Here is a 14,545-nt window from a genome sequence, read left to right as displayed (position 1 = left end):
GTAGGCACAGATATTTTTCCTACACTGAATGTATGATAATCCTTAGTCATTAAAGCCAGAACTGCGGAATGTGGGTTTAATATTAATTGCGGTTGCACTCCTGATGACACAGAGGAAACGGCAGTGCCGTTTCCCTACCCGGATTAATTGTAGGGAAACGGCACTGCCGTTTCCTGGCTGTGGGTTATACAGCGTATTGCAGGTTTATGAAGTAGGACACGGCAGTGCCGTGTCCCTACCGGGATCGAAGGATAGTGGGTGTTCCTGTGCGGTGTAGTCGCACAGGAACGCTTGTGACGAGGGCTTTCGTCCTGACCAACTTTATTACTAAATTCTCACTGCCAAAGAGGCTGCTAATTCCCGTTCTGGTTCCATACCAACTGTGGGCGGCATAGAACGATTTGCTACTTGCTCGATCAGTTGTAAATGTTGCGGCAGCATTTTAGCTAAACTATATCGTTCTAATGCTGTTTGACGGGCTTTGACGCGAATTTCTGCCATGCGGGTAGGATGGTCTAAAACTTCATCAATGCGATCGGCTACTTGTTTCGGCGAGAAGTAATCGACTAGCAAACCGTTTTCTCCGTCGCGGATCACTTCTCTCACCGGCCCGGTGTCGGAACCGATTACTAAACATCCTGTGGATAGAGATTCAATCATTGACCAAGATAGCACGAAAGGTCTGGTCAAATAAACGTGTACGTCGGATGCTTGAATTACTTTTAAATACAGTCCGTAAGGTAGGGGCCCGACAAAGTGAACTCGCGACAAATCTAGCGGCACTTTTTTGAGCATATAGTCTTTGTAAGACTCGCCATTCGGTAAAGAACGACCGTAACAAACTCTTTCTGAACCGACAATTACAACGTGACAGTTGGGGCGGCGTTCTTGCAAATAGGCGATCGACTCAATAAACTCTGGAAAGCCCCGGTAAGGTTCCATTCCCCGCGATACGTAGGTGACAATTTCATCAACGCCAGACAAGTCTAAGTTGGGCAAAACCAGTTTAGCACCGGGGTCTGGTTTGAAGTAATCGGTATCTACGCCGTCGTGGAGTACGGACAATTTCTTTTGTAATTCTGGCGGAAATTGCGATCGCTGCCAATAAGTGGGCGACAAACCCCAATCGCAAGAGTATAAATCTATCAGAATCGGCGCATTTTTAATTCTAATTCGAGCCATGTCGTCAACTGTTAAAGGTTCCGCTGGGTCAAAATCTGCGTCGGAACCGATCGCATGATAAAACCACTCGAAATAACACAAAAGGGGCGTATTTGGGAAAGCTTCTTTAACAAATAATGTCGGCCCCCAACCGGAATGACCGCAGATAATATCGGGTACAAAACCATCGGCTTTGAGTTGTTCGGCCATTCTAAATACCGCTTGTCCGTAGATGACGGCACTTTCTAAAGGACGAACGTATTGGTGAGTCTGGGCGTTGGGTTCGCGGCTGGGTGTAAATGCTGCTTTGCGAACGCCGGGAATGTTCCATTCTGGGCGCTCGTTTTTAGTGCCGAAAACAATTTGATTTTTGGGATTTTCGCCTAAAGCCGTGATAATGTGGCGGTATTGGGCGGGGAAGTTGGGATGGAGAAATAATGCTTTCATTGACTGTTGACTGTTGACTTGGGCATGGGGCATTGGTGACATTTGTTAGTTGTTATTGGTTATTTCTTAACTGCTACCAATAACTAATAACAACTAACTAATAACTAATAACTAATAACTAATAACTGATGACTGATGACTAATGACTGATGACTGGTGCTTTGCAGATCCAGACGCAATCTCGCGGTACTGAAGATGTATTTTTCAGGATGATTTCATAGTTTAAATGATGGAGAAATTTTTCCATAATTGTATCAGTCATAACTGAGAATGCAGTGCCGTCTCTGCGTCCGAGTAAGTTTTTATCCCACTCGCTAGCGAATTTCTGCCAACCCAATTCGCTGAGAATATTGGTGTGGTGAAAAACGCAAATGCGATCGCCCCGCAGCAGTTTGGGAATTCGAGTCAGGTAGTTGAATATATCTACCGGCTCTACGTGTACCATTGTATCGTAACAAAAGCAGACATCGGCTGAACCTGAAGCGATGCCGTCTAATGTTAAACCGTCGAGTTTGACGTAAGAAACGCGATCGTCTCCCAAGCGCGATCGGGCTGCTTGCAGCATTTGACTGGAAATGTCGGCACAAATTAGTCGATCGCAATATTTCAGCAGCAGCGAACCTGTTTTTCCGCCGCCGATACCAATTTCTAAAACCGTATGTTCTTTTTGGATATACGGTGCAATAAATTGCTGTTCTATCAGCGCTTCGTATTCGGCTAAGGAGTTGGCCGCACCGGCAGCTTTACCTATCCATTCGTCGCCAATATGGGCAAGTTCGGCATTAGTTTTTTGCCACTGTTGGGCGTAACTGTCCCATGCCATTTCATAATCTACTCTTGGGCGATCGGCTGTCATTTTTTCATCGTTCATTTTTGATTATTTTATAGTATTGATGGCTCAATTTTCAATATGTTCCGCAAGTCTTCGTTTCTCGTTCCCCTGTTCTACCAATTACCAATTACCAATGCCCATGCCCCATGCCCCATGCCCCATGCCCCATGCCCCATGATTAATGACTGCTGAAATATGCTTCCCAGAAAATCTCTGCATAAGCTTGAGTCATCTCCTCAAAAGTATTAAGCGAATCCAAGACATATTTAGCATTTCCAGCTAACTGCTGCCGCAATGATTTATCCTCCAATAAACTAATCAAAGCTGCAACTAATTCGTCCGGACGATCCGGCGTATAAAACAAACCGTTAATTCCAGGTCGCACTTGTTCTTTTATCCCAAAAACAGGCGATGTAACAATTGGCAAATCGCAAGCCATCGCCTCCAAAATCACTCTCGGAAAACTTTCGACGCGAGAAGTGCAAACAAAAATATCAGCCGCTTTGTAATATTTTCCCGTCTCCCCAGTTTCCGGGACTACTGTCACCCTTTGCCGCAACTCTTCTGGCAATTCTCCCACCAACTCGGCTAATTTATTGCTGTAAATACTCGGGCGATCGCCCACAATAAAACACCTAATTTTATTGTGCCATTTGTCAGGCAAAAGTGAAAGTGCTTTAACTAAATCCTGCTGGCCTTTGCGTTCGCATACCGTTCCCAGCAGCAAAATTACCACATCTTCCGCCGCAACACCTAAACTTTTTCTAGCCAATTCAGAATTCTCCGAATTTTCCAATTTGCTCAAATCTAAGCCGTTGTGAATCACGGTAAAATTGTGGTGGCTGTTGAGAGGCAAATACCTATCTCGCGTTGCATCTGCCACAAAAATCACCTTGTAAGGAAAGCGAAAACACTCTAAAGCTCTCGCCGCAATCTCCGAACCAAACCTGTTAAAATAAGTTTGCCAAGGTTCGCTTTCGTGCACGTTCCACACCGCCGGAATTCCGATTAGCCGCGCCGCATCAACTACAAAAAAGTTTTCTAAAGTATTGGCATAAATTGCATCTACTTTTAAACTGGCAATTTCTGTGCTAAAACTGCGGATAGCTTCATTGTAAGCATCGCGCTGGTAGATGTGTTCCAGAGGATTGTCGCGCACAATTACTTCAATTCCCTGCTGTTCGTAAGCTTGACGCAGGGGCCCGTCTGTTACGCAAAGTACGATCGGCTCGATCGCACCCTCAGCCGCCAATTTCACCGCAATTTCGTACTGATGCAGCGGTGCACCCGTGAAATCCAGCGAATTGCTGCACATCAAAACCTTAACACGATGAATCAAATTCTCTGCTTCTGCTACCAACAAACCAGAATCGGAAACTTCCAATGTATAACCTTCTTCCTTCTTCCCTCTTCCTTCTTCCTTCTTCCTTCTCTTTTCTTCCTTCATAAAAACCCGTCGGGGTTGAATATGAAAATACTCATCTTCTAAAGACAAGTGAGGACTGTAAAAACTGTCATTTTTCCCCGCATACTTGCGTCTAAAAGCCGCCACTTCTTGAGGATTGTCGGTAAAACCCCTAGAAGTTCCCTCTTTGTGCAACAATTCCGCATCGGGACAATATACGCACCGATAGCCATTTTCTAACAGCCGATATCCGTAATCTGCATCATTGTAAGCAACAGCAAAATTCTCCTCATCAAAACCGCCCAATTCTAAGAACAATTGACGCGGAGTAATCGTGCAAGCGGCTGTTACCGCAGAATAATTTCGCGTTACCATCGCTTGAGAAAGATAGCCTCGATTATCCTTGTTCATCAGCTTAAAAGCGTGACCCGCTAAACCGTGATGGAGACCGTGAATTACGCCCGCGTGCTGAATTCTGCCATCGGGATATAACAGCCTCGCGCCGACTGCACCCACGGCGGGAATTTGAGCGTATCCCACCATTTGACTCAACCAGCGCGGGTTAATTACTTCAGTATCGTTGTTCAAAAACAAGACATATTCGCTATCAACTTGTTCGGCAGCGCGGTTGTTAATTGCTGCAAAACTAAACTTGCCACCAGGATTTTTTATCCGCAAAACTTGGCAAGTTAATTGCTTTAAATATTCCAGAGTTTTCGGGTCGTCGCTTTCGTTGTCGATGACGGCAACTTGATAATTTTTGTATGTTGTAGTTTCTAGAGAATCCAGACAGGCTTTCAGCAATTTGAGCTGATTTTTAGTAGGAATAATTACCGTTACTGACGGGCCGTTATCCGGGAAATTCTGGGCAAATATGCCCAAATTTTCTTTGATCGCCCATGCGTGCTGAGCGACATTGCCGCTAATTTTTCGGCGGTTTAGTGCGTCTTGAATAGCTTTTTGACCTGCGGCAAAACTGGCGGGTTTCGCGGCTCCAGATATTGCTGTAGAACCGGGTGCAGTTCGCCAGTGATACAGCACTAACGGCAAGTGCGCGACGTGGCGAGAAATTTCGGTTGCTCTCAAGGCAAAATCGTAATCTTGCGAGCCTTCAAAACCTAGCCGCAAACCGCCTGTTTGTTCAAAAATGTGTTTTCTCACGGCGCACAAATGACCGAGATACATATAGGAAAGCAGCAGTTCAGGCGACCATTCCGGTTTGAATTGCGGGGCAAATCGGTGGCTTTTGGTGTCGATTTTGTCGTCGTCTGAGTAGAGAAAATCGGTTGCTGGATGCGCGGCAAAATATAAGGCGACTTCGCCTAATGCGTCGGGAGTTAGTTCGTCGTCGTTGTCTAAAAACAGGAGGATGTCGCCTGTTACGAGGGCGGCGGCGCTGTTGGTTGCTGCGCTGATGTTGCCGTTTTCTGTGCGAAATGTGATGCGGATGCGATCGTCCTTTTGGACCCAGTTTTTCAAAGTTTCAGCAACAGTGAAATCGGTGCTGCAATCGTCAGCAATGCAGAGTTCCCAGTTTGGATAAACTTGATTGATTACGCTGTTAATCGCACTTTCTAGAAAATCTATCTGCGGGTTGTAAACTGGCATTACTACCGAAATTTTTGGCAGCGGTTCCCGGCAAGAGTTTAACCGAGAAATCAAGTAATCGCGCGCGCGATCGTTCCACTGATTCACTTCCAGCCATGCGTCATACCTATCAATGGGTTGAGGCACCACAAAACCCGCAGGTGGCAGTAAATCTCCGGGGGAAATTAACTGTTTTTGCTGCCGGTAAATCTTCCCGAACTGGCGAATCACCCTGACAATTTCCCAAGGCATCGGCACAATTCTGCCGAGACGCTGTTTTCTCTCCCTCGCCCGCTGCCGGATTGCCTCTATCAAACTCGAAAACTCCTCAAATTTATCCGCACTTCGCTGCCAGATATGGTAGCGCCGCACGGTCAATTTTTTCGGCGCTTGAAAATACAAAATTTCGCCGCTTTCTAACTCAGCTTGCAGAGAAACGTGCCATTCGCCAGGAGGCAAATCGACAAGGGCCTCAAAGCCGCTTTCCGAACTGTTAACCCAGTCGGGAAACACTTCGCCGACATCTTTTCGCCGCAAACCGTAGGCGCATTCTACAGAAGTATCGCCGCACAAAAGGCTTAATTTAGCAATTTTGCGATCGTGATGGCAGCACCAACCTGCAAACAAAATTTGACCCTGACGCTGTTCCCAGACCACCGGTACATCTAACGATGCTTGAATCGTTGAAACTAACAGCGGATAAGCTGCCAAAAGATGCCATTTACCTCGCTCGTCTTGCGCTTCCAGCAGCACTTCGTGCCGTCCGGCAGGCGCTTGCAATTCAATTGTAAAACCAGATTTATTCGCTGTCGGAATATTACATTGTGCTAGCGCTATATCACTTCTTTCTATGCCGTAAATGCCCGCGAAAGTCTTGTCTTCAACTCGGGCGCGGACTGCTGTAGTCTCTCTTTTTTTGTTAAAAACCCAGCCCGCAATTAGCAGGTTGGAATCGCAAACTTGCCAAGTAGTGGGTTGGTCTAACGAAAAAAGAAATTTAGGGAACAAGTCGCGGATTCTGTGCTGAACTTCCCACCATTTTTCTCTGACTTGCCACCATAGGGAAGACTTGATTGTAGCAATTTCTGCCCGGAAGTTTTCATTCTCCTGGCGCGATTGTTCCAAATCTTCCAGAGTTTCGGTTAATTTTCCCTGAGTTTGATTTTGTACTGTTTCCAACCACAATAATTCAGCTAACTTTTGCTCTAATTTAAATTCTTTTTCTTCAAATTGTACCTGAGTTTTTCCTAATTTTGCTTCTAATTCCAAGACTTTCGCTAAGGCTGTTTGAAATTGCGATTCTTTGCCAGCAAGCTGTACTTGAGTTTCTCCTAATTCTGTTTCTAATCCCAGCAGTTTCGCTAAAGCTTCTTGAAATTGCGATTCTTTGCCGGCAAGCTGTACCTGAGTTTCCCCTAATTCTGCTTCTAATTTCAAGACTTTTGTTAAAGCTTCTTGAAATTGCGATTCTTGACCTGCAAGCTGTACCTGAGTTTGCCCTAATTCTGTTTCTAATTCGAGCAGTTTTGCTAAAGCTTCTTGAAAATTTGATTCTTTGCCTGCAAGCTGTACTTGAGTTTCTCCTAATTTTGTCTCTAATCCCAACACTTTCGCCTGAGCTTGCTGAAATTGTTCTTGCCACTGTTTTACTTCCAAATTGCTGGTTTTTTGCTGTTTTTCCAGCAAGCGGATTTTTAGCCAATCTTCAAAAGGCCAGACTGGAGATTCTCGGAAATGAATAACTTTATCGATCGCGAATTTCGATTCGCTGCTCAGATTTCCTGCTTGCGTTTCCAAAAATTGATAGATTTCTAATGCTTCGGGAAAATATTCTTCTATTAAACTCGGTCTGTGACTTTTGACAATATCGTTGACTAATAAAGATTCTTCAAAATTGTCGCCCGGTATCGCACCTAAATTAACATTAAATTTGTCGTTGACTCGCTCGATGAAAAGTTCGGGAGTGTTGCCGATCGGGTAAACGTTTGCTAGCAGACAGCGATCGGGAAAACGTTCGTAAAGTTCTAAAACTTTTTGATTGTAGTGAATCCACATTTTTACTGCCATTTCGGGATTGTGCAGCAAGCTGACATCGGTTCCCCGGCGGTACAGGGAATCGACTACTTCCCAGGGCGATCGATAAACACAGATAAAATTAGCTTCGGGAAGCAAAGTTAACCAAAAATCCCAAAAAAGGGTTGTTCGCGGGTCTTTCCAACCCCAATGTTTGTGAGTTTGTTGATTTTGGTCGATCGCCCTTTTGGCCATTTCCACGTATTCCGCTGCTACCGGAATCGTTTGTTCAAACGTACAGCCGAGTTCATCAATACCGTGCGATCGCAAAACACTTTTGTGAAAATCCACAAAATCAGCATTCTCGAAATGACCTTTCACATTTCCTTCCGCCGGGCCCACTAACTTTTTGCCAATATCAACCCCGACTTTCTGAAACAAAGAAGCTGTTAAAGACGTACCGGAACGGTGCATTCCGGTAACAATAAAAACCGACGGTTTGCTGTCATTTGTACTCACAATTTCTCTCCCTCGCCCTAATTCCCACACCAAATTTACTCGCTACTCTCCCGCTAAGCCGAGCGATTGTCTGACTTGAAACCACGCGGTTCTCAGCTTCCAAAACTTGCTGCTTTCCATTGCCAAAACCCGACACTTCGCTTGCTCTAGTTCTTGCTTGACATTAATTAGCTGATTTTCTGTTTTCTCCAACTGCATTTGCACAGATACTAACTGATTTTGAGTTTGCTCCAATTGCGTTTGAGCTGAAACTAATTGAGTTTGAGTTTCTTGCAAATTTGTTTGAGATTTTTCCAACTTTGTTTGAGTAATCATTAACTTACTTTGACTTTGCTCCCATTCTATCTTAGCCGAAGCTAACTGAGTCTCGAGTAATTTGAGTTTTGTCTGAGTAGACCCCAACAAAGACTGCGATTGCCTTTGGCTAAGCAGCGATTTCACAGTGCAAGTTTCCAGAATCCATTCCCAACCGTAGTTATTGATTGCTTTGACTGTTAACACATCCTCCAGCCCTACAGTGTTTTTCGGTAAATAACAGCTCCAACCCGACTGCAAAGCCACATCAGTTTCAAAATATCCAGCTACATCCGGGCGATCGTAAAAAGGCTCGCATCTCTGTACAACCTCGCCGTTTACCAGCACTTGCAGTTCCTCAATTCGACCGTCGAGGTTCACATCCGCCGCCCATCCTTCCAGATACAAATTCTCCTTATTGGTAAAAGCTGCAACATCAATATATCCTTCCGGGTGGTGATTGAATTTCAACTCCGAAAAATCTCTAACTAGCTGATTTGTGACAACATACAAATCCTGAAACCTGCATATGCCTTTTTTGATGCGGTGAACAAAAGCTTTGCCTCCGCTAGCTCGATCGACACATTCTCTCACAAACGTTTCAGTTACATAAGTTGTGCCGTATTCCTCCTTATCTAAAGACTGACTTTCGCTTTGAGCGCTGAACAAAATACCGTTGGCAGGCATTTCTATATGAGGACTTCGCAAACACTCATCGTGAACGCTGAACATCAAAATGCCGTTAGGAGTCAACAAATCGTACAAGTTTTGCAGCCAACTCGTAAAAGTTCTTTCCGGCATATGGCTGAAAAAAGAATTAGCCAGAATGCAGTCAAACTTGCGGTCAATTAAATAATTTTCTGGTTTTCCCGTCGAGACAATACCGCTGACGCCGAAGTATTCAGTTTGAAACTTGACCGCATTAGCATAAATATCAGAAACCCAAATTCGTTCCGGCGGTATTTCCTGAATCAAAAACCGCGTAAATCGACCGTAACCGCAGGCAAAATCTAGAAAAGACGGTACATTTTCAAAACTGCCAAAATGCCATTCCACAACTTGTTTAACCGTATCCAAGATGCGGCGCCCGATCGCATAATAGCGCACCAAAGCCCGATCGCGATCGTCTTTGACGTTGTTCAAGCTGAACAAATACATTTCATCGTCTTCGCAGATATTCCGTTTAAAAGCTTCGGGAAACTTAGCTCGATCTTGAATAAACGCTGTAATTACGGGATTTTCGAGTAAATCTAAATTGATATCGCTCATTGTTTTTACAGAATTTTAGATAACCTCGGTTGACTGCTCTTTCACGAGAGAATCAGCATTAACAACAGTTAAACACGGTTCGATCAGCAAGTCAACGATGCCGTTACCGCAGGACTCAGTACAAGACTGAACTCTAAACATCGCCACATCTACACAGCGATCCAGATAAGTTAAATCCCCATCAACCGTTCCCACAACCCCAGCATTCAGAAAATAAACCCCGGGATTCAGCAAACATTTAAACTGAAACTTCACTACAATTGTCGTTCCCGCTTCCACATATCGAACTGACTGAGTAGAAGCCTTTAAAGAAGCGCCCGCCAACTCAAAACCGCTAATCGTTTTAATCAACATTCCAAACCTAACTTTGGAAGTTGACCGCGAGAAAGTGACAGAGTAAGTGTAAATATAATCTTGACGACCGATCAAGTGATTTACCACATTTCCCTTCAGCGTTTCGATGCGGGGGTTGATAATTTCCGCTCCGCGAGACGGATACCTCACCGTATTCGACGGTATCATCCCCGGATCGTAAAATTCATCGTAATATTCCTTGGGTTGGGAGAGATGTTGTTCCGGTTTAACTTCCTTCTTTGTGCTTTCTAAATTAGCATCCTGAAGTTTGTCTTGACTTTCCTGTTTTGTCAGTTGGTTCAGAGCTCGAATATCTGACTTCAACCCCAGAACTTGATCCGGATCGGCATAAATCAGCTTTTGATACTTAGAAATTACCACCTTCGGCGTGTGAGCCAGGAGCAATTCTCCGCTATCCATTAAAATCGCCGACGTACAAAGTTGCACCACAGAAGTAGCAGCGTGAGAAACAAATAAAATCGTTCCGCCACCTTCTTGAATGCTTTGCAAGCGGGCAAAACACTTGCGCTGAAAAGCTTCGTCGCCCACCGAAAGCGCCTCGTCAACCACCAAAATATCCGGCTCGACGCTAGTCGCAACGGCAAAAGCTAGCCTGACAAACATACCGCTAGAATAAGTCTTGACTGGCTGTTCGATGAAATCCCCAATATCAGCAAAAGCAGCTATATCGTCAAACTTTTCTTCCGTTTCTTTGTGATTGAATCCCAGTAACTGAGCGTTAAAAAACACATTTTGCCGCCCGGTAAATTCCGGGTTAAACCCGCTTCCGAGTTCCAACAAAGCGGAGACTCGCCCTTTAACATCCACGCTTCCTGCGGTAGGGGTCAGCGTCCCCACAATTATTTGCAGGAGAGTGCTTTTTCCCGAACCGTTGCGACCGACGATTCCCAGAGTTTGTCCTTGAGGAATTTCCAGATTGATGTCGTGCAGGGCCCAAAATTCGTCAGCAAGTTTTTTGCTGGGGTAAATAATTTCCTTTAAGCGGTCTCCTGGACGATCGTACCGCTTAAAGCATTTGGAAACATTTTTTAGTGAAATTACATTTTCTGTCATTGGCGGCAGTCAATCGATTTTAGATTTTAGATTTTAGATTTTAGATTGACTTGAAAGCTCAAACCTATTTAAATCACCCTCGATTTGAGATTTGAGATTTCAGATAGATTTTATATCTCAAACAAATTTACAGCACGTCAGCAAAAGCGGGACGCAAACGCCGGTAAACTGCAAAACCTCCACAAAATATAGCAGCAGAAATTAGCGTGGCGACACCCCATTCGCCCCAGTGCTTCACTTCTCCAAGCAGTATGAGGTCTCGATAAACCTCCGAGATGGCGGCCATTGGATTTAACCAAAATATCCACGATCGCCACTGTTGGGGGATTACTGATGCTGGGTAGACGATCGGCGTCAAATAAAACCAAAAATTTAGAATAACACCTAATGTCTGAGGAATGTCTCGCAAAAACACCGTCAAGCCCGCTGTCAAATATCCCAAACCCGCTGTCAGCAGCAACTGAGGAACCCAAACCAGCGGCAGCAAGCATAAAGTAGCGTTGAGCTTTTGCGAGGACACTGCCACTATGACAATCAAAGCTGCTAAACCCAGAGAACTTTCAATAAAAGCTGTAAAAATCGGTACTAGCGGCAGCAAACCGAGGGGAAATACCACTTTTTTGACTAAATTCGGCTGCCCCACCACCGATACTCCCGACTTGATCAAACCGCTGGTGAAGGCACTCCAAGGCAACAAACCTGCGAACAGCCAAACTCCAAATGTAATGTCGCTGTTTTCCGGGAAGCCTGCAAGGCTGAGCTTTACCTTGAGGACGATCGAAAATACGTATGTGTAAATCACCAATTGCGATAGCTGATTCAGCAGCGGCCACAAATTGCCCAGAATCGAGCCTTTGTATTGAGCTTCCAAGTCCCGGCGCACCAATGTTGCCAGCAGATTCAGCTTCGCCCAGCGCTGGCTACTTCCGGGCAGCCTGCCACCCACCCTTCGGGCTTTTTGGCCAACTCCTTTCACCGTTCTATGCAATTTTTTCGCCCTCGTTCACTACCTTCACACCTAAATCAACTCAAGCTACAATTGTCCAGCTTTTGCTAAACCGCAATTATTCCACAGCCTCGTCGCTTTGATCAAGCATCTGCCACCCTGGCGAAGGATGTTATATTTAGCCGATCGCCGATCGAACTGCCGAACCAATCGCTAGTTTTTGCTCGCTGTCGTAGCCCCACCGCTGGAAAAATTCCCCGTACTCGCCGTTGGCATTCTGCAAACTTTCTAGCATTTGCGACGCTATAGTTTGACAGGCCGGCATTTGCAGGATTTGAATTAAATTGCGCGATCGCTCCTGCACTCTAGCAGAATCGGCCGCCATTTCCTCCTTTTGCTGGCGCGAATGATGCACGACCATTGCCGCCGACATCGCCAAATTTTTCACCAGCAGTTCTGCTACGATCTCAGGAGCCGATCGCAGCGCCTCGATTACTCCGGGTGACGGCCGATCGGGTTCCTGTCGATCGTCCGTTAGATAGGTGACAAAAAACCCCCTAGCACCGTTCTGTGTTTTCACCAGAGATGTAACAGCTTGCTGGATGTCGGCCTGTAAAAGTCGATCGGCCTCAATGAACGACAGTAAAGATTGAGTCAGCTCGATCGCCCCCTCAAAAGTTATGCTTTCCGATGCTAATAAAGAAGATGGAATACTCATAACGAACTCAATAATTTTAAAGATTCTGCTAACAATTGTAAACACTTCCCGCTGCCCGATCGCAGATAAATATGGCTATTATCTCCTCCAAACAACAGCCCCCAGACCCAAATCTACCCGAAGACATTGCCCCAGCCAGGGTTCCCCGAAAAAAAGCCGTCAAACCCCAGGCGGAATCTCTGGTAGAAGCGCAAGAGTTACCCGACGAAATCAACAGCAAACAAGACGATAAAATCCGACCTCAGCGGTTAGCTGAATACATCGGACAAAAGGACTTGAGAGAAGTTTTGGCGATCGCAATTGCAGCCGCCAAATCTCGCGGCGAACCGATGGATCACCTGTTACTGTACGGGCCGCCAGGGTTGGGGAAAACCACAATGTCGCTAATTCTGGCAACAGAAATGGAAGTTGAATGCAAAATCACCACTGCCCCAGCTTTAGAAAAACCGCGAGATATTGTCGGATTGCTGATCAACCTCAAAGCAGGCGACGTGCTGTTTATCGACGAAATTCACCGCTTATCTAAAGTTACAGAAGAAATCCTCTATCCGGCGATGGAAGACTGCCGCTTAGATATTACGATCGGTCAAGGAAAAACCGCAAAAATCCGCAGCATACCCCTGAAACCCTTTACTTTAGTAGGAGCAACAACCAAAGTCGGGTCGCTGACATCTCCATTGCGCGATCGCTTCGGCTTGATCCAAAGATTGCGCTACTACGAAATAGACGAACTCAGTCTAATTGTCCAAAGAACCGCCCAAGTTCTCGACACTAAAATCACCCCAGAAGGAGCCACAGAAATTGCCCGCCGAGCTCGCGGAACGCCCCGGATAGCCAACCGTTTGCTGCGGCGAGTTAGAGACTACAGCGAAGTCAAAAACTTAAAGCCAATTGATGCCGAAGTTGCCTCACTCGCCCTGGAATTATTCAACGTCGATCCGCTAGGTTTGGATTGGACTGATCGGCGAATTTTGACAGCAATGATTGAGAATTTTAACGGTGGCCCAGTGGGCTTAGAAACCCTCGCAGCTTCTACAGGAGAAGATACTCAGACCATTGAGGATGTATACGAACCTTATTTAATGCAAATCGGATTTTTGCAGCGGACAAGTCGCGGGAGAATGGTAACGGTTGCTGCTAGAAAACACTTGGGTTTTATTGAATAGAAGGAGTAGAAAATGGTACAGATACAAACAAAAACACTAACTTTGTCAGAGTTTCTCAAACTGCCAGAAACAGAACCAGCTAGCGAATATATTAACGGTAAAATCATCCAAAAACCTATGCCACAAGGAAAACACAGCAAATTACAGGGAAAGCTAGTCACTACAATTAACGAAGTGGTAGAACCGAGAAAAATAGCCTTAGCTTTTCCCGAATTGCGGTGTACTTTTGACGGCAGATCGATCGTGGCAGATGTCACAGTATTTACTTGGGACAGAATACCTGTTGATGAAAATGGGGATGTTGCTAATGTATTTGAAACTTACCCAGATTGGACAATTGAAATTCTGTCTCCAGGCCAAAGTCAAACTAAAGTAACTGGGAATATTTTACACTGTTTGAAAAACGGCACTAAAATGGGTTGGCTGATCGATCCGATGGTGCGATCGATATTAATTTATCCCCCTGGAAAGCAACCCGAAATTTTAGCAAAACCAGAAGAATTGTTGCCGGTTCCAGATTGGTCAGCAGAATTGCGGCTGACGGTAGGAGATTTGTTTGGATGGTTGAAACTATAGAAGTCATTTGTTATTTGTTATTTGTTATTTGTTATTTGTTATTTGTTATTTGTTATTTGTTATTTGTTATTGGGTACCAATAATTTTCCAGGCTCTGCCTCCAATTCCCAATTCCCAATTCCCAATTCCCAATTCCCAATTCCCAATTCCCAATTCCCAATTCCCAATTCCCAATTCCCAATTC

Annotated in this window: 9 protein-coding genes; 2 read left to right on the top strand and 7 right to left on the bottom strand. The window is 45.1% G+C overall.

The window, feature by feature from the left end:
• Nucleotides 1-327 precede the first annotated feature (327 nt).
• The 7 genes from QUA56_RS34705 to QUA56_RS34675 form a co-directional block, all read right to left on the bottom strand.
• On the bottom strand, nucleotides 328-1,608 hold the full coding sequence (locus tag QUA56_RS34705) for a glycosyltransferase family 4 protein (protein WP_333368014.1): 1,281 nt from the start codon (nucleotides 1,606-1,608) through the stop codon (nucleotides 328-330).
• A gap of 139 nt (nucleotides 1,609-1,747) precedes the next feature.
• Nucleotides 1,748-2,479: a class I SAM-dependent methyltransferase gene (locus QUA56_RS34700; RefSeq protein ID WP_333368011.1), complete on the bottom strand. Its 732-nt coding sequence runs from the start codon at nucleotides 2,477-2,479 to the stop codon at nucleotides 1,748-1,750.
• A 139-nt stretch (nucleotides 2,480-2,618) separates the two neighbouring features.
• Entirely contained in the window at nucleotides 2,619-7,964 is a 5,346-nt protein-coding gene (locus QUA56_RS34695) for a glycosyltransferase (protein ID WP_333368007.1), read from the bottom strand.
• Nucleotides 7,965-8,006: 42 nt separating this feature from the next.
• Complete coding sequence (locus QUA56_RS34690) at nucleotides 8,007-9,527, bottom strand: methyltransferase (protein WP_333368004.1); 1,521 nt, start codon at nucleotides 9,525-9,527, stop codon at nucleotides 8,007-8,009.
• Nucleotides 9,528-9,542: 15 nt separating this feature from the next.
• Nucleotides 9,543-10,955 (bottom strand): ABC transporter ATP-binding protein, encoded by a 1,413-nt coding sequence (locus tag QUA56_RS34685; RefSeq protein WP_333368001.1) that lies wholly within the window; start codon nucleotides 10,953-10,955, stop codon nucleotides 9,543-9,545.
• 127 nt (nucleotides 10,956-11,082) lie between these two features.
• Nucleotides 11,083-11,931 (bottom strand): ABC transporter permease, encoded by an 849-nt coding sequence (locus QUA56_RS34680; protein WP_333367998.1) that lies wholly within the window; start codon nucleotides 11,929-11,931, stop codon nucleotides 11,083-11,085.
• Between the two features lie 148 nt (nucleotides 11,932-12,079).
• A complete protein-coding gene (locus QUA56_RS34675; protein ID WP_333367996.1) occupies nucleotides 12,080-12,619 on the bottom strand; it encodes a hypothetical protein in 540 nt (179 codons plus the stop codon).
• Between the two features lie 71 nt (nucleotides 12,620-12,690).
• Here QUA56_RS34675 and ruvB point away from each other — a divergent pair, with 71 nt between their 5' ends.
• Complete coding sequence (gene ruvB / locus QUA56_RS34670; protein ID WP_333367993.1) at nucleotides 12,691-13,785, top strand: Holliday junction branch migration DNA helicase RuvB; 1,095 nt, start codon at nucleotides 12,691-12,693, stop codon at nucleotides 13,783-13,785.
• A 12-nt stretch (nucleotides 13,786-13,797) separates the two neighbouring features.
• The gene (locus tag QUA56_RS34665; RefSeq protein ID WP_333367990.1) at nucleotides 13,798-14,361 is read left to right on the top strand and encodes a Uma2 family endonuclease; all 564 of its coding nucleotides are present in this window, start codon (nucleotides 13,798-13,800) and stop codon (nucleotides 14,359-14,361) included.
• The last annotated feature ends 184 nt before the right edge of the window (nucleotides 14,362-14,545 follow it).

Origin of the sequence: Microcoleus sp. N3A4 (assembly GCF_036701805.1) — a bacterium.
GTDB lineage: Bacteria > Cyanobacteriota > Cyanobacteriia > Cyanobacteriales > Microcoleaceae > Microcoleus.
This window is presented reverse-complemented; position numbering and strand designations above follow the sequence as displayed.